Origin of the sequence: Saccharomonospora sp. NPDC046836, assembly GCF_040645195.1 — a bacterium.
Classification (GTDB): Bacteria; Actinomycetota; Actinomycetes; order Mycobacteriales; family Pseudonocardiaceae; genus Prauserella_A.
In genome coordinates this window covers 1-18,571 of the sequence record NZ_JBEYXW010000033.1, presented here as the reverse complement: position 1 = coordinate 18,571, position 18,571 = coordinate 1, and the positions used below count along the sequence as shown (strand labels likewise).

Genomic DNA, 18,571 nt, shown 5'->3' with positions numbered 1-18,571 from the left:
ATTCAGCCACACTTCTGTTTGATTTGCGCATAAGTTCCAGTAGTGTGAGGCGCATGAGTGTGACTGGCCTCACCGTCGAGGCGCCGGTGGTGCGCATGCGCGGCATCGGCAAGCAGTTTCTCGGCAATACGGTGCTGCGTGATGTGGACCTCGACCTGCGGCCAGGCGAGGTCCACGCCCTCGTTGGCGAGAACGGTGCTGGCAAGTCGACCCTGATGAAGATCCTCGCGGGGGTACACAGGCCGGACACCGGCACCGTCGAACTGGCAGGCAGCGAGACCGCGTTCACCTCGCCACGGCACGCGCAGACGGCCGGCATCTCGATCGTCCACCAGGAGTTCAACCTGCTCGGCGAGCGCACGGTCGCCGAGAACGTCTACCTCGGCCGGGAGCCCGTGCGCCGCGGGCAGGTGGACCGCAAGCGCATGGAGTCCGACACCGCGGCCCTACTGGAGGGGCTCGGCGAGCACGGCATCTCCCCGCGCACACCGATCCGCCTCCTTCCGGTCGCGCAGCGGCAGGTGGTCGAGATCGTCAAGGCGCTGTCCACCGATGCCCGCGTGCTCGCGATGGACGAACCCACCGCCGCGCTGGCCGACCACGAGGTCGAGCTGCTCTACGGTCTGGTGCGCAGGCTGCGCGAGCGGGGCATCGCGATCCTCTACGTCTCGCACCGGCTCCGCGAGGTGTTCGACCTCAGCCAGCGGATCACGGTCCTCAAGGACGGTGAGCTCGTCACGTGCGTACCCACGGCGGAGCTGACCCCCGACCAGCTGGTGCGGCACATGGTGGGCAGGCCGCTGGACGCACTGTTCCCCGACCGCACCGTCGCAGGGGAGTCCGGCCCCGCCAGGCTCACGCTGCGCGCGGCGGGCAACGCCCGGTTGCGCGGCATCAGCATGGAGCTGCGGGCCGGGGAGATCGTCGGGCTCGCCGGGCTGCAGGGCGCGGGCCGTTCCGCGGTCGCCAGGGCACTGTCCGGTGTGGACCCTTTCACCACGGGCACGCTCGAGCTCGACGGCAGGACACTGACCATCACCTCGCCGAGGGCGGCGGTCCGGCACGGGATCGCGCACGTGACCGAGGACCGCAAGGGCGATGGCCTCGCGCTGCGCCAGTCGGTGCGGGACAACGCACTGCTGGTGCGGCGTGCGGTGTTCGGGCGACGGCTGGCGCCGCTGGACCTCGGTGCACTGCTGCGTTCGGTGACATTGGTGAGCCGTGGTCCGGACCAGGAGGTGCGCTACCTCTCCGGCGGTAACCAGCAGAAGGTCGTGCTCGCGAAGTGGCTTGCCGTCGAGCCGCGGGTGTTGATTGTGGACGAACCGACGCGCGGAATCGACGTCGGCGCCAAGAAGGCCGTCTACGACCTGCTGCGCGGGCTCGCACGCGACGGCGTGGCGATCCTCATGATCTCCTCGGAGCTGCCGGAATTGATCGGGATGAGCGACCGCGTCCTCGTGATGCACGACGGTCGGATCGCGGGCGAGCTGCCTGCCGGCCCGACCGAGGAGGCCGTGATGACGCTGGCAACCGGGCACGGACTGGAGGCTGCGTAGTGTCCGCGGCAGGAACCGTGGTGCGCCCTGTGCGCGCGCCACGGCGGTCGGCCCTGCGGCAGCCGACGGTGGTCGTCTACCTCGCGCTGGTACTGCTGCTCATCGGTGGCAGTGTGCTGGTGGGTGTGAACGGGGGAGTGCTGCTCGACCAGGGCGGCATCCTCAACATCCTCACCCGCAGCACCGCGCTCGGGTTGGTCGCCATTGGACAGACGCTGGTGATCCTGACCGGGAAGCTGGACCTCTCGGTCGCCTACCTGATCGGCCTGTGCTCGCTGATCGGCGCCGAGACCATGGGCGGCGATCCGGGGATGATCGTGCCCGCCGTCTTGCTGACACTGGCCTGCGCCGCCGGTGTCGGGCTGATCAACGGCCTGGTGATCACCAAGCTCAAGGTCAACGCGTTCATCGCCACGCTGGGAACCGCGCTCGTCATCAGGGGGTACCTGGAGAGCTCCTACACGGGGCCCGCGGGCGACGTGCCGCGCGCGTTCCAGCGTCTCGGCTACGACCGGATCGGGCCGATCCCGGTGTCGACGTTGGTGATGCTGGCACTGGCGGCGCTCGTCTGGTGGTACCTGACCCGGACGAGGGGCGGCTACCACATCTATTCGGTGGGCGGTGACGAGGAAGTCGCGCGGTTCTCCGGCATCCGCACCGACCGCACCATCGTGAAGGTGCACGTGCTGTGCTCGGTCGCGGCCGGGCTGGCCGGGCTGTTCCTGGCCAGCAGGCTGGGTTCCGGCGCGCCGTGGGTCGGCACTGACGCCGGTTACGACCTCGAGTCGATCGCCGCGGTCGTGCTCGGTGGGACGCTGCTCGCCGGTGGGCGCGGCGGCGTCGCGGGCACCATCGGCGGCGTCCTCATCCTCGCGACCCTGGACACGATCTTCGACGACCTCGGTGTCACCCCGTTCTTCAAGGACGTCGTGCGCGGTGTGGTGCTCATCGTGGCGGTGGCGCTCTACGCGCGGCGGCAGAGGAGCCTGCGATGACGACCACCGAAACGCGGCGGCCGCCGCGGATCAAGCTCGCCGAGGGCACCGGTCCGGTGCTCGTGGTGCTGGCGGCGCTGCTCGTCGCGCTCGCCTTCGCCGGCCCGGCCTACAGCGAACCGGCTGGCTATCTCGCGCTGCTCAAGCGGGCGGCGCCGCTGATGATCCTCGCCATCGGCCAGTACTTTGTCATCGTCAGCGGTGGTTTCGACCTGTCGGTGGGCTCGCTCGTGACGGCCGAGGTGGTGATCGCCGCCCGGCTGATCGACGGGGAGGAATCGGCGACGGTGTGGGTGCTGGCGCTGCTGCTCGTCACCGGCGCGCTGGTCGGCCTCGTCAACGGGCTGATCACCACCAGGCTGCTCGTGCCGTCGTTCATCGTCACGCTCGGCATGCTGCTCGTGCTCGACGGTGCGGTGTTCCTGTGGACGGACGGCTCGCCGCGCGGGGCGCTGTCGGATGCGTTCCGGACGGTGGGCCGCGAAGGCTTCACCGTGCCGCTGCTCGGCCAGGTGCCGTGGTCGGTGGTGCTGCTCGCGGTGCTCGTGGTGGCCGCGGTGCTGTTCATGCGCGGGGGAACCGGACGGCAACTGGTGGCCATCGGCGACAACGAGACCGCCGTCCGGCTCGCCGGTGGCCGGGTGGAACGCCTGCGCACGCTGGCGTTCGTACTCTCCGGCGTCTCGGCCGCGATCGCGGCGATCCTGCTCGGCGGGTTCGCCGGAGTCTCGGCACAGGTCGGTGACGGCCTTGAGTTCCGCGTCATCACCGCCGTCGTACTCGGCGGTGTGGTGCTCGGCGGTGGCCGAGGTTCGGTCGTCGCCGCCATGGCGGGTGCGCTGACTCTGGAGGCGTTGTTCTCGCTGCTCAACCTGCTCGGAATCGCCGGCGGCCTCGAATCGGCCGTCCAGGGCGTGATCATCATCGCCGCCGTGGCCTATGCCGCGGTCGGTCGCTCGCTGTTACGGACAAGGAGGTCCCCATGAAAAGGGCTTGCACGATCGTGCTGGCCACGGGCGCGCTCGTGCTCTCGGCATGCTCGAGTGATCTGCCTGCCGACCCTGGGCCGGAGTCGTCGTCGGCGCCGCAGAGCTCGGCGCCGTCGGAGTTCTTCGACCAGGGCGAGTACCAGCGCCAGCTCGCGCTGCGCGACGCCGCCCCCGAGGGCCCGGCCGACCGGCCGTGGGAGCAGTCACTGGAACCGGAGATGGTGGACACCGCCCAGTACCAAAAGGACGGTCCGCACAAGGTCTGCTTCTCCAACGCCTCGGTGGACAACCCGTGGCGGCAGGTGGGCTGGAAGACCATGCAGGCCGAAGTGGACCTGCACGACGACATCTCCGAGTTCACCGTGCTGGACGCGGAGGCCAAGGACGACAAGCAGATCAGCGACATCTCCTCGCTCGTGTCCCAGGGCTGTGACGCGCTGATCGTCTCTCCGAACACGACGGCCACCCTGACCCCGGCGGTGGAGAACGCCTGCGGCAGCGGCATTCCGGTGATCGTGTTCGACCGCGGGGTCAACACCGAGTGCCCGGTGACCTTCATCCACCCCATTGGCGGCTACGCGTTCGGCGCGACGGCAGCGGAGTTCCTGTCGGAGCAGGTGGGCGAGGGCGGCAAGGTGCTCGCGCTGCGCGTGCTGCCGGGTGTCGACGTGCTGGAGCATCGCTGGGCCGCGGCCGATCGGATCCTGCAGGAGAACGGTGTCCAGGTCGTCGGCGCGGAGTTCACCGAGAACGACAGCGCCACGGCCAAGAACATCGTGTCGGACTACCTGCAGCGCGAGGGGCAGATCGACGGCATCTGGATGGACGACGGCACCGCGGCGGTCGCTGTGCTGGAGGCGTTCGAGGATGCCGGGGTGGAGCCGCCCGCGATCTCCGGTGAGGACCAGCAGCAGTTCCTGCAGAAGTGGAAGGACGAGAACCTCACCGCGCTCGCGCCGACCTACCCGACCTACCAGTGGCGCACGCCGGTCATCGCCGCGCTGAAGATCCTGAACGGCGAGCAGGTGCCCAAGGAGTGGATCCTGCCGCAACCGGTGATCGACTCGGGCACCCTCGACAACTACCTCACCGCCGGTATGCCGCCCCTGCACTACGGTCTGTGCGGTTGCCAGGAGATGCCCGGCTTCCCGCAGCGCTGGCAGTGAGCATGCACGCCCTCGGTGTCAACACGTGGGTGTGGACCTCGCCGCTGGACGATCGTGGCCTGGCCACGATCGCGCCGAAGGTAGCGGCTGGCGGGTTCGATGTGCTGGAGCTGCCGGTCGAGAACCTCGGCGACTGGGCACCGGACGCCGCGGCGGAGTTGTTGTCCGACCTCGGCCTCGCGGCCTCGGTGGCACTGGTGATGCCACCGGGCCGCGAGCTGGTGCAGGCCGACCCGGCGACCGTCACCGCGACGCGGGACTACCTGCGCAGCTGTATTGACATCGCCGCCACGGTCGGCTCGCCGACCCTGTGCGGGCCCGCCTACGCCTCGGTGGGCCGTACCTGGCGGACGACAACCGACGAGCGTGCCGCGTGCGTGCGGGAGCTGCGGGACAACCTCGCGCCCGTGCTCGACCATGCGCGGCAGGCGGGCGTTGTACTGGGTGTGGAGCCGTTGAACCGCTACGAAACCAGCCTGCTCAACACCGTGGCGCAGACACTGGAGGCGATCGAGGGGCTGCCCTCCTGCGGTGTCGCCCTTGACGTCTACCACCAGAACATCGAGGAGGTCGACATCGCCGCCGCCATCCGTGGCGCGGCAGGACACATTGCCCACGTCCAGGTGTGCGGCAACGACCGCGGCACGCCCGGGCGTGACCACCTCGACTGGCCGGGCCTGCTCGGCGCGCTCGACGACGCCGGATACGACGGTCCACTGTGTATCGAATCCTTCACCGCACACAACCAGAGCATTGCCACGGCCGCCTCGATCTGGCGCCCGCTGGCCGAGAGCCAGGACGCGCTGGCCTTCGACGGTCTCGGGTTCTTGAAGGAGGTGATGACGGGGCAACGACACACGCACTGACGCTCTGCGGCGCCGGCACGCCGTGTCCACTCCCCATTTACACGTGAGGAACCCATGAGCAGAAGCACGAGGTTCTTACCACGGGTCGGCGCCGCGATGCTCGGCGCGCTGGTCGCTGTCGGGCTCGCCCCGATGGCGGTCGCGCAGGCGCAGGAGCCCGAGTTCAACGCACTGTTGTTCACCAAGACCGCCGGGTACCGGCACGACTCCATCCCCGCAGGCGTGGCGAGGTTCGAACAACTCGCCGCCGACAACAACTTCACCGTCGACCACACCGAGGACTCCAGCGTCTTCAACGACGCCGACCTCGCCGGCTACGACGTCGTGATCATGTTCCAGACGTCGGGCATGGTCTGGGAGAACGACGAACAACGCCAGGCTATCCAGTCCTATGTGCAGGGTGGTGGCGGCATCGCCGCGATCCACAACGCGACCGACATGGGCATCGAGAACGAGTTCCCCTGGTGGGACGACCTCGTCAACGCCGGATCGCACATGCCGTCGCACTCGCCGGGCGTGCTGCCGGGCACCGCTTACGTCGTCGACGAACAACACCCGTCGACGGCCGGGCTGCCGGAGCGCTGGCAGCGCGCGGAGGAGTGGTACAACTTCGACGTCAGCATGCGTGGGAAGGCGCACGTGCTGGTGAACGTCGATGAGCGGACCTACAACCCCGGCGGGGACGCCATGGGGGCCGACCACCCGATCTCCTGGTGCCGTGACGTGGGCACCGCGCGTGTGTGGGCGACCGCCATGGGACATCCCACGGCGGCCTACAGCGAGCCGGAGTTCATCCAGCACCTGCTCGGCGGTGTGCGTACCGCCGCGGGTGTCGCCGAGGCGGACTGTTCGGCCACAGTGGACAGTGCGTTCGAGAAGGTTCCCCTGGACACCAACACGAGCGCACCGGTGGCGCTGGACGTCGCTCCGGACGGGCGGGTCTTCTACACCGAGATCCTCGGCCAGGTCCGCGTCTACGACCCCGAGACCGAGGCCGTGTCCACGGCGCTGGACCTGCCCGTGTACTCCGGTGGTGAGGACGGTCTCGTCGGGCTGGCGCTCGACCCGGCCTTCGCCGACAACGGGTGGATCTACCTCTACTACTCGCCGCCTGGGACCGAGGAGATCAACCGGGTCTCCCGGTTCACGGTGCAGGGCCTCACGATCGCCATGGACTCCGAGGTCCAGATCCTCGACATCCCGGCTTCGAGGCGGGAGGAACCGGGGCACACCGGTGGCTACCTGACCTTCGGGCCGGGCAGGAACCTCTACATCGGCGTCGGCGACGACACCAACCCGTTCCAGTCCAGTGGGTACAGCCCGATCGACGAGCGACCCGGGCGGGACCTGTTCGACGCGCAGAAGACGTCGGCCAACACCAACGACCTGCGCGGCAAGATCCTGCGGATCCACCCGGAGCCCGAGGGCGGCTACACGATCCCCGAGGGCAACATGTTCGCGCCGGGTACCGCGCAGACGCTCCCGGAGATCTACGCGATGGGCTTCCGCAACGCGTTCCGGTTCACCGTCGACACCGACGGCACGATCTACATGGCCGACTACGGGCCGGATGCCGGCTCGGCCAACCCGAACCGTGGGCCGGACGGCAAGGTGGAGTGGAACATCGTGCGGGAGCCGGGTAACTACGGCTGGCCGTACTGCGTCGGCAACAACATTCCGTACAACGACTACGACTTCGCCACCGGTGTGTCGGGCGAGAAGTTCGACTGTGCCAACCCGGTGAACGACTCGCCGAACAACACCGGGCTCACCGAGCTTCCGCCGTCCCAGGAAGCCGACGTGTGGTACGGCTACGGTGCTTCGGCGGAGTTCCCCGACCTGGGCACCGGCGGCGCCGCACCGATGGGTGGGCCGGTGTACCGCTACGACCCGAACCTGGAGTCGGAGGTCAAGTTCCCCGAGTACTACGACGGCAAGCCGTTCTTCTACGAGTGGTCCCGCAACAAGATCTACACCTTCTCGCTCGACGAGCAGGGCTCGTTGCTGGACATCGACCAGTGGCTGAGCAGCCAGCCGACGCTTGCCCCGATGGACATGCGCTTCGGTGCGGACGGCGCGATGTACCTGCTGGAGTGGGGTGGCGGCTTCGGTAGGGACAACCCCGACTCGGGGCTCTACCGGATCGAGTACACGCAGGGCAACCGCAGGCCGATCGTCGAGGCGACCGCGACGCCGCAGGCCGGGCAGCTGCCGCTGGAGGTCCGTTTCTCCAGTGAGGGCTCGCACGATCCGGAGGGCACCGCGGTCACCTATGCATGGGACTTCGGCGACGGCAACACCTCGACCGAGGCGAACCCGGTGCACACCTACACCACGAAGGGGCAGTTCAACGTTCAGCTCACGGTGACCGACGAGACCGGCAAGGCGGGTGTGACGAACCTGACCGTGACCGCGGGCAACACCGCGCCGGTCGTGGACGTCGAGCTGCCTGCCCACGGCGGGTTCTTCGACTTCGGCGACCAGGTGCCGTTCCGGGTCAATGTGACCGACGTCGAGGACCCCGAGATCGACTGCTCAAGGGCCGTGGTCCAGCCGGCGTTGGGACACGACAGCCACGGCCACCCGTTGGACCCGATCAACGCCTGTGAGGGCACGATCGAGACCATCATCGACGACGGGCACGCGGGCGCGAACGTCTACTATTCGGTGGACGCCAGCTACACCGACAACGGTGCCGACGGCGTTCCCGCGCTCACCGGCCGGGACGCGGTGATGTTGCAGCCCAAGCACAAGCAGGCTGAGCACTTCACCAACTCGCAGGGTATCCGGATCGTCTCGCAGGCAGGGGCCGAGGGCGGCAGGCGTATCGGCGACATCGACGACGGCGACTGGATCGCGTTCAACCCGGTGAACTTCACCGGCGTCGACGCGGTCTCGCTGCGGGTGTCCGCACCCGATGGCCGGGGCGGTGCCGTGGAGCTGCGGTCCGGTTCGGTCGACGGCCCGCTGGTGGCCAACGTTCCGGTGCCGAGCACGGGTGGCTGGGACAACTACGTCTCGCTACCCGAGGTACCCGTCACCGATCCGGGTGGGTCCAACGAGCTGTTCCTCGTGTTCCGCGGCGCGATGTCGAGCCCGTTCGACCTCGACTCGATCCGGGTGGTGGGCGACGGCGTCGCGCAGCCCGCGGACGAGCAGCCGCCGGTGATCGAGGTGTCCGGTGTGGACGATGGCGCCAGCTACGGCGACTCGGCGGATCTCACCATCGGCTGGGAGGCCACCGATGAGGGCTCCGGTGTGGCGAGCACCGAGGCCACAGTGGACGGACAGGCACTGGAGAGCGGCGCGGTCGTGCCGCTGTACACGCTGGACCTCGGTACCCATGAGCTCGTGGTGACCGCGACCGACCGGGCGGGCAACGTCGCCGAACGGACGGTCACGTTCACTGTGACGACCTCGGCGAAGGACGTGCGTGCGCTTGTCAAGCGGTTCAGCGACGAGGGCCGGATCGACCGGAACACGTCCATCGCGTTGCGGACCGCGGTCACCACTGCCGAGGCGCTGCAGCGCTACGGGCAGTCCAAGGCCGCGAGCGAGATGATGCGGGTGTTCGCGGGCATCGCAGACAGGCGGGTCGGCGATGAGCAGGTGCGAGCAGTACTGGTCCGCGACGCCAATGCGCTGATCGAGCAGTGGCGCGGCTAGTGGGATCAGTGAAGACGCGCGGGCGGATGCCGGGCCGTTCCGCGCACCAGCCGGAGTCGCGACGGGTTCGCCCGTCGCGGCTCCGGCCCCGCGCCGTCGCCGTGTTCGCGGCAGGCGCGGTGGCCGGGGTACTCGCCGCGCTCGCGGTAGTGCTGTTGCCCTCGGCTTTCGGTGGCGACCCGATGCAGGACCGGGCCGCCGAACTACAGGAACAGGAGAGGCAGCGGGACGCCGAGCTCACCAGGGCCCTGGTCACCGCGGCCGAGCAGGCAAGAGCCGAGGTGACGACGGTACTCGACGGGCTCGAACAGGCCGCTGGTTCCGGCAGCGCGACGGCGGAGCAGGTCACGCAGTGGCGGCAGGCGCTCGACACGGCCGCCGCGCCGTTCGCGGAGCGGCCGTCCGGCGGCACCGAGGTGAACCTGGCGCGTTCCGGCCTCGCCGGGGCGATCACCACCCTCGACCGGGCGGTGGAAACCTACGCCGCCGCGCTGGTTGCCGAGGGCGAGCTGGCCGCACGGCTGCGGGTACTTGCCGGCGAGCTACACGACGACGCAGTGCACGCGTGGTCGACGGCGGCCACCCAGCTCGACGTCGCCGGTGTGGCCACCGGGGTGGGCCATGTCCACGTGTTCCTCGACGGTGCCGACCCGCACGGCTCCTGACACGGTCACTCGCCGAGGCGGTCGAGGCCACGGGCCGCCACGGCGAGACCCCGGCGCGCCGCGGCGCGGAGCTCGGCGGCGGTTCCCCCGCTGTCCAGGGACTCCCGCGCCGCGGCGTGCATCGCGCCGACCAGCGCACCCACCGCGCCTGCCGCGGTGACGGGGTCGATGTGCCGAGGGTAGGCCGCACACAGCACCGCCGAGAGCCGTCGCTGCAGCTCCCACGCCAGCGAGAGCAGGCGCGCCCGTAGTTCGGGAACGGTCATGATGAGCCGGATTTCGGCGACGTCGTCCGCCTGTGCGGCAGCGTCCCTGGCGGCCGTCCAGTCGAGCAGGCGCTCGGCCACCCGCGGCAGCGCCTGCGCGGGCGGGGTCTCCCGCAGTTCCTCGGCCAGCAGCCGCTCCATGTCGTCGATGCGCTGGCGCCTGCGGCCGAAGAGCACGTCTTCCTTGCCGGAGAAGTAGTTGAACAGTGTCTTCGTGGACACTCCCGCAGCCGCGGCGATCTCGGCGACCGTCGTGTTGCCGTAACCCTTCGCCTGAAACAGGCGCAGCGCGGCCGACTCCAGCGCATCACGCGTCTGCTGCTTCTTCCGTTCCCGCAAACCAGGCTGCGTCACCGAATCACTGTATGCCGAGGATTATTTTTACAACAGTTGTAAGTTGCCGCGGGAAGGTGTTCGATGGAAATTGTCAGTTAGTGCAGCCGAAGGAGGCGACCATGCCGGACTTCCTGCCCACCACTCGCAGCACGCCGTTCGATCCGCCTGACGGGCTGTTCGCCGATCCGCGCCCCGTGCGCAGGCTCGCCTTCCAAGACGGTCACCTCGGCTGGATCGTCACCAGTTACGACCTGGCCAAGTCCGTGCTCGCAGACCAGCGGTTCAGCAACCGTCTGGAACTGCGCCACCAGGTCGTGCGGCGACCGGGGATTACCCGTGTCAGGGAGCGGCCCCAGCCCGGAATGTTCCTCGGGATGGACCCGCCGCAGCACACCAGGTACCGCCGTCTGCTGACCGGTCAGTTCACAGTGCGCCGTATGAAACAGCTCGAGCCCCGCATCGAGGAGATCGTGGCTGACCACCTCGACGCGCTGGAGGCGGCGGGTCCACCGGCTGACCTGGTGCCGACGTTCGCGCGGCCCATCCCGTCGCTGGTGATCTGCGAGCTGCTCGGTGTTCCCTACGCCGACCGAGAGCGGTTCCAACGGGACAGCGCCACGATGTTGCGGCTGACCAACACCGACGAGGAGGCCGTCGCCGCGATGACCTCGCTCACCGTCTACATGGCCGAGCTGGTGCAGCGCAAGCAGACCGATCCGGCTGACGACCTGCTCAGCGGTCTGGTCACCGGTGGTGAGCTGACCCTGGAGGAGATCATCGGCGTCGGGTTCCTGCTGCTCGTGGCGGGGCACGAGACGACGGCCAACATGCTGGGCCTCGGTACCTTCGCGTTGCTGGAGCACCCCGACCAGGCCGAGGCGTTGCGCAACGGCACGGTGTCCGCGGAAGCGGTGGTCGAGGAGTTACTGCGCTACCTTTCGATCATCCAGCTCGGGCCGACCCGGACCGCGCTCACCGATGTCGAGCTGGGCGGTGAGGTCATCAAGGCAGGGGAGTCGGTGGTGATCTCGCTGCCTGCGGCGAACCGGGACCCCGAGCGGTTCCCCGATCCGCACGACCTCCATGTCGGTGCCGACGCCCACGGCCACCTGGCGTTCGGGCACGGTGTGCACCAGTGCCTCGGCCAGCAGCTGGCCCGCATCGAGATGCGCGTCGGGTACCGGGCGCTGTTCACCCGCTTCCCTGCTCTGCGGCTGGCGGTACGGTCCGAGGAGGTACCCGTCCGCGACGACATGGCGATTTACGGGGTGCACAGCCTTCCCGTGGAGTGGTAGGGACAGATGAGGATCGAAGCCGACCGCGACGTGTGCATTGGCTCTGGCATGTGTGTGCTCACCGCGCCGGAGGTGTTCGACCAGGACGACGACGGCATCGTGGTGCTGCGCATCGCCGAACCGGAACCCGGTTCCCGCGACGCCGCGCGCGAAGCCGTGCAGCTGTGCCCGTCGGGTGCGCTCAGCCTGCGCGAAACGTGAGCAGTTAGCGCCAGAACAGCAGCCTGCGGACCGTGCTGCGCGGAAGCAGCCGTGCCGCGTCGGCGCCGGCCATCGATATGTTCTCGTCCCTGATCGGCGCCCGGGGCTGGTCGTCCACGCCGCCGTTGAGGCGCTCGCCCACCGGGACCACCAGCCGGGGCCACCAGGTTGACCGGTACCGCGCTGACGCACGAGAGCGGCACGCGCACCGGCAGGGACCTGCCGCAGCAGGAGCGGGTGGTGGTGGTCGTTGTGGTTGAAGGGCATCGGCAGAACGCCAGGGGCACGGACGTAGACTCGACGACGTCAGCAGACCAGTTGGGAGAGTGCGTGTCGTCCGACGACCAGGAGTTTCCGCCGGAGCTCTCGACCGGGGACAACTTCATCGCCGGTCCGCTACCGGACGAACCGGAGCCCGAGCCGATCGACGAGGTCGCGATCGAGCGGCAGGCTCGCCGTGAGCTGCAGATCGTGGAGGCCGAGCTCAACCAGCGCTGGCCGGAAACCAAGATCGCGCCGTCGCTGACCCGGATCACGGCACTGGTCAACCTGCTCGGCGACCCGCAGCGCAGCTATCCGGTCCTGCACGTCGCCGGCACCAACGGCAAGAGTTCGACCACGCGCATGATCGAGGCGCTGCTGACCCGGATGGGCCTGCGGGCGGGCCGTTACACCAGCCCGCATCTGCAGCTGGTCACCGAGCGGATCAGCATCGACGGCGCACCCATCTCGGCGGAGAAGTACGTCGCCACCTACCGGGACATCGCACCGTTCGTCGCCATGGTCGACAGGGGCGCGGGCCCTGGCGATCCGTTGCTGAGCAAGTTCGAGGTGCTCACCGCGATGGCCTACGCCGCCTTCGCCGAAGCGCCCGTCGAGGTCGCGGTGGTGGAGGCCGGGATGGGCGGCGCGTGGGACGCGACCAACGTCGCCGACGGGCAGGTCGCGGTAGTCACGCCGATCGGCCTCGACCACGTCGACTACCTCGGCGGCGACCTGGCGTCGATCGCGCGGGAGAAGGCCGGAATCATCAAGCCAGGCAGCATTGCCGTGCTCGCCGAGCAGGAACCCGACGCCGAGCGGGTGCTGCTGGAACGTGCCGTCGAGGTGGATGCCACCGTCGCGCGGGCGGGCAGCGAGTTCGGTGTGCTGTCCAGGGACATCGCCGTCGGTGGGCAGCTGCTGCGCCTGCAGGGGCTCGGTGGCGTGTACGAGGAGATCTTCCTGCCGCTGCACGGCGCGCACCAGGCCGCCAATGCCGCACTCGCGCTCGCGAGCGTGGAGGCGTTCTTCGGTGCGGGTAAGGACCGGCAGCTCGTGCCCGAGACCGTCCGGGAAGCCTTCGCCGAGGTGCAGACGCCAGGCAGGCTCGAACGCGTCCGGTATGCACCCGCCGTGCTGCTCGACGCCGCACACAACCCGCACGGCGCCGCCGCGCTGGCCCGCACGATCGAGGAGGAGTTCGCCTTCCGCAGGCTCGCCGCCGTGGTCGGGGTGCTGCGCGACAAGGACGCACGCGGGATTCTGGAAGCACTCGAGCCGGTGGTGTCCGACATCGTCGTGACCCGCAACAACTCGGAACGCGCGATGCCGGTCGACGAGCTCGCGGCGCTGGCCGTCCTGGTCTTCGGCGAGGAGCGGGTGACGGTCGAGCCGTTGCTCGACACGGCCATCGAGACCGCGGTCGCGCTCGTGGAGCAGACCGATGATCCCGAGGAACCGCTGTCCGGCGGCGGGGTTCTGGTCACCGGTTCGGTGGTCACCGTGGGGGAGGCCCGCGCACTGTTCGGCAGGGAGCCACTATGACCGAGGACCAGACACCGCCCGCACCGGCCAAGGACCCGATGAAGGGTTTTCGCGGCGTGCAGGCCGGAACGCTGATCATCGAGGCGATCGTCGTCGGCCTCGCGCTGCCGGTCGTGGCGACGCTGGGCAGCGGCATCACCAGCGCTCAGGGCTGGACCGTCATCGCGATCGCGGTGCTGTTGGTGCTGCTGAGCGGATTGCTGCGCAAGCCATGGGCGATCTGGGTGATCCTCGCGCTGCACGGCGGTCTGCTCGCGTTCGTCGTGGCGCTGCCTGCCGTGGCGATCATCGGGGTGGTGTTCCTCGGCGTGTGGCTGTGGCTGATGTGGCTGCGCCGCGACGTCGCCACCCGCATGGCACAGGGCCGCCTACCCAGCCAGCAAAACCAGCAAAGCGACCAGCACAGCCAGCGCTAGCTCAGCCGAGGGGCAGGGCGTCGACGAGGGTGGCGGCGAAGTCGTCATCGGGCTGGCCGGCGATGTGCTCGCCGACGAACCGGGTGAAGAAGGCGCGCTGGAAACAGGCGCCGAGCAGCAGTGCCGCCAGTGCCTCGGCCCGCACATCGGGGGCAACGCGGCCGAGGCCCTGCTCGGCGCGCAGGTACCCGGTGAGCGCGACAATGGCGAGGTGCGGTCCCTTTTCCGTGCTGCGCAGGACTTCCTGGTGATGCGCCAGTAGCGCGGGTTCGGCGAAGACGGCGCCCATCATCGGCGCGCTCTGCCGGTAGAAGGACAGGGCCCGCAGCGCCACGTCGAGCAGGTTCTCCCGCACCGTGGCCTGCCCGGCCCGCGTGTGGAAGCCGCTGAGGGTGTCGATGAAATCGGCGGCGAGCCGTTCGCGGAGAACCATGAGGCAGAGTTCCGCCTTGTCCCGGAAGTGCTTGTACAGCGTGGCTTCCGAATAGCCGGCGACCCTGGCGATCTCCTTGGTCGTGGTGTTGGCAAGACCTTTGCTCGCCATCACCTCGGCTGCCGCATCGATGATCCGCGTCCGGGTCGACGGGCCCGTGGATCGGTCGGTCCTCTTCGCAGTAGCCATCGGTTCCTTTGATCGATATCCGCCCTACCCTTGACAGGGTAGTAAGTACTCACCCACACTGGCAAGTGTTCACTACCGAGGAGGTGTTCGCCGTGGTGCAGAGCAGGAACAAGACCGACCGGTACCGCCGGACCGTCAACTGGGTCAACAAGGTGGTCATCGGGCTGCAGCGGATCGGGATCGTGTTCGGGCCGATGCAGCTGCTGACCGTCGCGGGGCGGCGCAGCGGGCAGCCGCGCACGTTCCCGATCGCGGTGATGCCGTTGACCGGGGGGCGTTACCTCGTCCAGGCGTATCCGAAGGCGGCATGGGTGGCCAACGCGCGGGCCGCGGACACGGTCACGCTGACGCGTGGGCGGCGTGCCACCACGGCGCGGCTGGTCGAGCTGTCGGTGGAGCAACGTCGCCCGTTGCTGCGTGAGCTGGTGGCCACCGCTCCGCCGAGCGTGGGCAAGCGGTTCGTCACCACCGAGCTGGCCGAGGGAGCAACGCCCGATGCCGTCGCTGACGCGGCGGACCGGATCGCGATGTTCCGCATCGAAACGGTCTAGCGGAACTCTGGGGAGACACCGCTTCGCGACGTTCACCGGCGGGCAAGCCGGCGTTGGCCGCCGCGCCCCCGGCGGGGGATAGAAGTTCGGCATGACCGAACAGACCCCCTTCCACCGTCGTTCCGTCCTCAAGGCCGGGCTCGCCGGCACCGGCGTGCTCGCCTCCGGTGTACTGGCCGCCGCACCCGCCGCGGCGTTCGTCCGCACCGACCGGCCCGTGCTGACGCACGGCGTGCAGTCCGGCGATGTCACCCAGAACTCGGCAATCGTGTGGACCCGGGCGGACCGGCCGTCCCGGATGCTCGTCGAGATCTCGACGGACAGCAGGTTCCGGCACGGCCGGGTGCTGCGCGGGCCGGTGCTCTCCCCGGACACCGGCGGGACCGGCAAGCTGCGGATCCCGGGCCTGCCCGCCGGCACCGAGGTGCACTACCGCGTGACCGCCGAGGACCTCGACGGCCGCGCGGTGAGCACACCGCTGACCGGCCGGTTCCGCACCGCGCCTGCCGGGCGGGGCGGTGTGCGGCTCGTCTGGTCCGGTGACGTCGCCGGGCAGGGCTGGGGCATCAACCCCGACATCGGCGGGATGACGGCGTACGCCGCGATGGCTGCGCGCGAGCCCGATCTGTTCCTGCACAACGGCGACACCGTGTACGCCGATGGGCCGCTGACGGAGACGGTCACGCTCCCTGACGGCCGAACCTGGCGCAACCTGGTCACCCCGGAGAAGGCGAAGGTCGCCGAGACGCTGGAGGAGTACCGCGGGCAGTTCGCCTACAACCTGCTGGACGACAACGTGCGCGCGTTCAACGCCGCGGTGCCGAGCTACGTGCAGTGGGACGACCACGAGGTGGTCAACAACTGGTACCCCGGCGAGATCCTGGACCTGCCGCAGTACACGGAGAAGCGCGTGGACGTGCTGGCACGGCGCGCTTTCCAGGCGTTCCACGAGTGGCAGCCGATCGATTCCAAGGCCGCCGTCGACGGGCGCGTGTACCGCAGCTTCCGCTACGGCAGCCGGGTCGAGGTGTTCGTCCTCGACATGCGCAGCTACAAGGACCGCAACGACAACGACAAGACCGAACCCGGTTCGATCCTCGGCCCGCGGCAGGCGAACTGGCTGCTGCGGGAACTCGCCCGCAGCAAGGCGACGTGGAAGATCATCCAGGCCGACCTGCCGATCGGCCTGATCGTGCCCGACGGGCAGGACATCGAGGGCGTCGCCAACGGGCTGCCCGGTGCGCCCGGCGGCCGGGAGACCGAGCTCGCCTGGGTGCTGCGGGAGATCTCGCGGCGGCGTGTGCGCAACGTCGTGTGGCTCACCGCGGACGTCCACTACACCGCGGCGCACCACTACTCGCCGGACCGTGCGGCGTTCACCGACTTCGACCCGTTCTGGGAGTTCGTATCCGGTCCGCTGCATGCCGGCGCGTTCGGGCCCAACACGCTGGACCCGACCTTCGGCCCGCGGGCGGAGTTCGTGCACGCCCCGCCGCGCGCCAACACCTCGCCGCTGGAGGGCTACCAGCACTTCGGGGAGATCAATGTGGACGGTGCGAGCGGTGATCTGCGGGTCGACCTGCGGGACGGGACCGGCGCTTCGCTGTGGTCCACCACCCTGCGGCCCGAGGGACGTTGAGCGGGCCGCTAGGCTGCCTGCACCGACTGGAGTTAATAAAGGAGTAACACCCCGTGAGTGAGCGCACGCTGGTTCTGGTCAAGCCCGATGGCGTCAAGCGCGGCCTCGTCGGCGAGGTCATCGCGCGTATCGAGCGCAAGGGGCTCACGCTGGCCGCGATGGACCTGCGCACTGTCGAGCGTTCGTTGGCCGAGGAGCACTACGCAGAGCACAAGGCCAAGGCGTTCTTCGGTGAGCTGCTGGAGTTCATCACGTCCGGTCCGGTCGTGGCCATCGCCGTTGAGGGTCCGCGGGCGATCACCGCGTTCCGCCAGCTCGCCGGTGGCACCGACCCGGTGGAGAAGGCGACCCCGGGCACGATCCGCGGCGACTTCGCACTGGAGACCCAGTTCAACCTCGTGCACGGCTCCGACTCGCCCGAGTCCGCCGAGCGCGAGCTGAAGCTCTGGTTCGCCGACCTGTGAGCTGATGGGTCCCCAAGGCCACCTGGGTGGCCTTGGGGACCCGTTTTCTAGAGACCCTGGTCGTTCAGGACCGCCGCGATGGCGTCGGTTTCGGCAGGGGAGAGTGGTGACAGCGGCAGGTTCGTCGCAGGGCAGTCGATGACGCCTCGCAGTGCCAGCGCCGCCTTGAACGCTCCGAGCGCGCCGGCCGTGAACCCGATCCGCCCCCGGTCGGCCACCGAGACGATCCGGAACAACCGGGCGAGCCGGTCCTGCTCTGCCCGCGCTGCGGCGATGTCGCCGTCCCGCACCGCCCGGTGCAGCCGCACGTAGCCGTGCGGGTCCACGTTGCCGAGTCCCGGCACCAGCCCCGCCGCGCCGAGTTCGATCGCGATGTCGGCGAACAGTTCGGAGCCGCTGAGCGTCGGCAGGTCCGTGCGGCGCAGGATCTCCCGGAAGCTCGCCAGGTCGCCGCTGGAGTCCTTCAGCGCCACCACGGTCTTCGCATCCGCGAGTTCGGTGACGATCTCCGGCGTCAGCCGGGCGCCGACCGCGCTGGGAATGTCGTAGGCCACCACCGGTACGTCCACCGCTTCGCGGACGTAGCGGAAATGCGCCACGATCTCGGCCGGATGAGGCTGGATGTAGAACGGCGCCGTGACCACGACCGCGTCGGCGCCGAGCCTGGCCGCCTGCCGAGCGTGCTCGATCACCCGCCGCGTACCCGTGTCCACCGCCCCGACGAGCACCGGCACCGCGCCGGCGACCGTGCTGGTGGTGACCTCGACCGCCATGCGACGTTGCGCGGTGTCGAGCAGCGCGATCTCGCCACTCGAACCGCCGACGAACACGCCGTCCACGCCCGCGTCGAGTTGGTAGGACACGAGGCGTTCCAGCGAACGGCGGTCCACCTCGCCGTGCTCGTCGAGCGGTGTGACCAAGGGCGGGACGACACCGTGTGGAGAGAGGCCGGAATCAGAGACCACTGGTGGTTTTCCTAATCAGTAGTAGGGATATGGATTTGTGGTGTTGGTGGCTGCGGGTTTGTGTTCCTGGGTCTGGTCTGCTGCTGGGTGACGCCTGGGTTTTC

18 protein-coding genes are annotated in these 18,571 nt (G+C 69.2%); 14 read left to right on the top strand and 4 right to left on the bottom strand.

What is annotated here, in order from left to right:
- Nucleotides 1–53: 53 nt before the first annotated feature.
- The 7 genes from ABZ863_RS27945 to ABZ863_RS27915 are packed head-to-tail and all read left to right on the top strand — an operon-like array spanning nt 54 to nt 9,906.
- Nucleotides 54–1,559, top strand: a complete 1,506-nt coding sequence (locus ABZ863_RS27945; protein ID WP_358541489.1) for a sugar ABC transporter ATP-binding protein — start codon at nt 54–56, stop codon at nt 1,557–1,559.
- Nucleotides 1,560–1,576: 17 nt separating this feature from the next.
- A complete protein-coding gene (locus tag ABZ863_RS27940; RefSeq protein WP_358541610.1) occupies nt 1,577–2,554 on the top strand; it encodes an ABC transporter permease in 978 nt (325 codons plus the stop codon).
- Nucleotides 2,551–3,540, top strand: coding sequence for an ABC transporter permease (locus ABZ863_RS27935; RefSeq protein WP_358541486.1), 990 nt, complete (start codon nt 2,551–2,553; stop codon nt 3,538–3,540). Before ABZ863_RS27940 ends, ABZ863_RS27935 begins: the two co-directional genes overlap by 4 nt.
- Complete coding sequence (locus ABZ863_RS27930; RefSeq protein ID WP_358541483.1) at nt 3,537–4,709, top strand: substrate-binding domain-containing protein; 1,173 nt, start codon at nt 3,537–3,539, stop codon at nt 4,707–4,709. The genes ABZ863_RS27935 and ABZ863_RS27930 overlap by 4 nt, the downstream gene beginning before the upstream one ends.
- A gap of 2 nt (nt 4,710–4,711) precedes the next feature.
- Nucleotides 4,712–5,575, top strand: coding sequence for a sugar phosphate isomerase/epimerase family protein (locus ABZ863_RS27925; protein WP_358541607.1), 864 nt, complete (start codon nt 4,712–4,714; stop codon nt 5,573–5,575).
- Nucleotides 5,576–5,629: 54 nt separating this feature from the next.
- Nucleotides 5,630–9,241 carry a ThuA domain-containing protein gene (locus ABZ863_RS27920; protein ID WP_358541480.1) on the top strand — a complete coding sequence of 1,204 codons (3,612 nt, stop codon included), beginning with the start codon at nt 5,630–5,632 and terminating at the stop codon, nt 9,239–9,241.
- A gap of 8 nt (nt 9,242–9,249) precedes the next feature.
- Nucleotides 9,250–9,906 (top strand): hypothetical protein, encoded by a 657-nt coding sequence (locus ABZ863_RS27915; protein ID WP_358541477.1) that lies wholly within the window; start codon nt 9,250–9,252, stop codon nt 9,904–9,906.
- A 5-nt stretch (nt 9,907–9,911) separates the two neighbouring features.
- Here the strand turns inward: ABZ863_RS27915 and ABZ863_RS27910 are convergent, their stop codons facing one another.
- Nucleotides 9,912–10,526: a helix-turn-helix domain-containing protein gene (locus tag ABZ863_RS27910; RefSeq protein WP_358541474.1), complete on the bottom strand. Its 615-nt coding sequence runs from the start codon at nt 10,524–10,526 to the stop codon at nt 9,912–9,914.
- Nucleotides 10,527–10,627: 101 nt separating this feature from the next.
- Between ABZ863_RS27910 and ABZ863_RS27905 the strand changes: the two genes are divergently transcribed.
- Nucleotides 10,628–11,803, top strand: a complete 1,176-nt coding sequence (locus tag ABZ863_RS27905; protein ID WP_358541472.1) for a cytochrome P450 — start codon at nt 10,628–10,630, stop codon at nt 11,801–11,803.
- Between the two features lie 6 nt (nt 11,804–11,809).
- Nucleotides 11,810–12,004, top strand: coding sequence for a (4Fe-4S)-binding protein (locus ABZ863_RS27900; RefSeq protein WP_358541469.1), 195 nt, complete (start codon nt 11,810–11,812; stop codon nt 12,002–12,004).
- A gap of 4 nt (nt 12,005–12,008) precedes the next feature.
- Here ABZ863_RS27900 and ABZ863_RS27895 read toward each other — a convergent pair whose 3' ends face one another.
- Nucleotides 12,009–12,146: a hypothetical protein gene (locus ABZ863_RS27895; protein ID WP_358541466.1), complete on the bottom strand. Its 138-nt coding sequence runs from the start codon at nt 12,144–12,146 to the stop codon at nt 12,009–12,011.
- Between the two features lie 188 nt (nt 12,147–12,334).
- On the opposite strand from ABZ863_RS27895, the gene ABZ863_RS27890 reads away from it, so the two are divergent.
- Together ABZ863_RS27890 and ABZ863_RS27885 are read left to right on the top strand one after the other, a co-directional pair.
- Nucleotides 12,335–13,810, top strand: coding sequence for a folylpolyglutamate synthase/dihydrofolate synthase family protein (locus ABZ863_RS27890; RefSeq protein ID WP_358541605.1), 1,476 nt, complete (start codon nt 12,335–12,337; stop codon nt 13,808–13,810).
- Nucleotides 13,807–14,226 (top strand): DUF4233 domain-containing protein, encoded by a 420-nt coding sequence (locus ABZ863_RS27885; RefSeq protein ID WP_358541463.1) that lies wholly within the window; start codon nt 13,807–13,809, stop codon nt 14,224–14,226. Before ABZ863_RS27890 ends, ABZ863_RS27885 begins: the two co-directional genes overlap by 4 nt.
- A gap of 1 nt (nt 14,227) precedes the next feature.
- On the opposite strand, the gene ABZ863_RS27880 is transcribed toward ABZ863_RS27885, so the two are convergent.
- Nucleotides 14,228–14,848: a helix-turn-helix domain-containing protein gene (locus ABZ863_RS27880; protein WP_358541461.1), complete on the bottom strand. Its 621-nt coding sequence runs from the start codon at nt 14,846–14,848 to the stop codon at nt 14,228–14,230.
- A gap of 92 nt (nt 14,849–14,940) precedes the next feature.
- Between ABZ863_RS27880 and ABZ863_RS27875 the strand changes: the two genes are divergently transcribed.
- From ABZ863_RS27875 to ndk, 3 genes are all read left to right on the top strand, one after another.
- A complete protein-coding gene (locus tag ABZ863_RS27875) occupies nt 14,941–15,399 on the top strand; it encodes a nitroreductase family deazaflavin-dependent oxidoreductase (protein ID WP_358541459.1) in 459 nt (152 codons plus the stop codon).
- Nucleotides 15,400–15,490: 91 nt separating this feature from the next.
- Nucleotides 15,491–17,038, top strand: a complete 1,548-nt coding sequence (locus ABZ863_RS27870) for an alkaline phosphatase D family protein (protein WP_358541456.1) — start codon at nt 15,491–15,493, stop codon at nt 17,036–17,038.
- A 53-nt stretch (nt 17,039–17,091) separates the two neighbouring features.
- Entirely contained in the window at nt 17,092–17,502 is a 411-nt protein-coding gene (ndk, locus tag ABZ863_RS27865; protein WP_358541453.1) for a nucleoside-diphosphate kinase, read from the top strand.
- Nucleotides 17,503–17,549: 47 nt separating this feature from the next.
- Here ndk and ABZ863_RS27860 read toward each other — a convergent pair whose 3' ends face one another.
- Complete coding sequence (locus ABZ863_RS27860; RefSeq protein WP_358541450.1) at nt 17,550–18,467, bottom strand: dihydrodipicolinate synthase family protein; 918 nt, start codon at nt 18,465–18,467, stop codon at nt 17,550–17,552.
- Between the last annotated feature and the right edge of the window lie 104 nt (nt 18,468–18,571).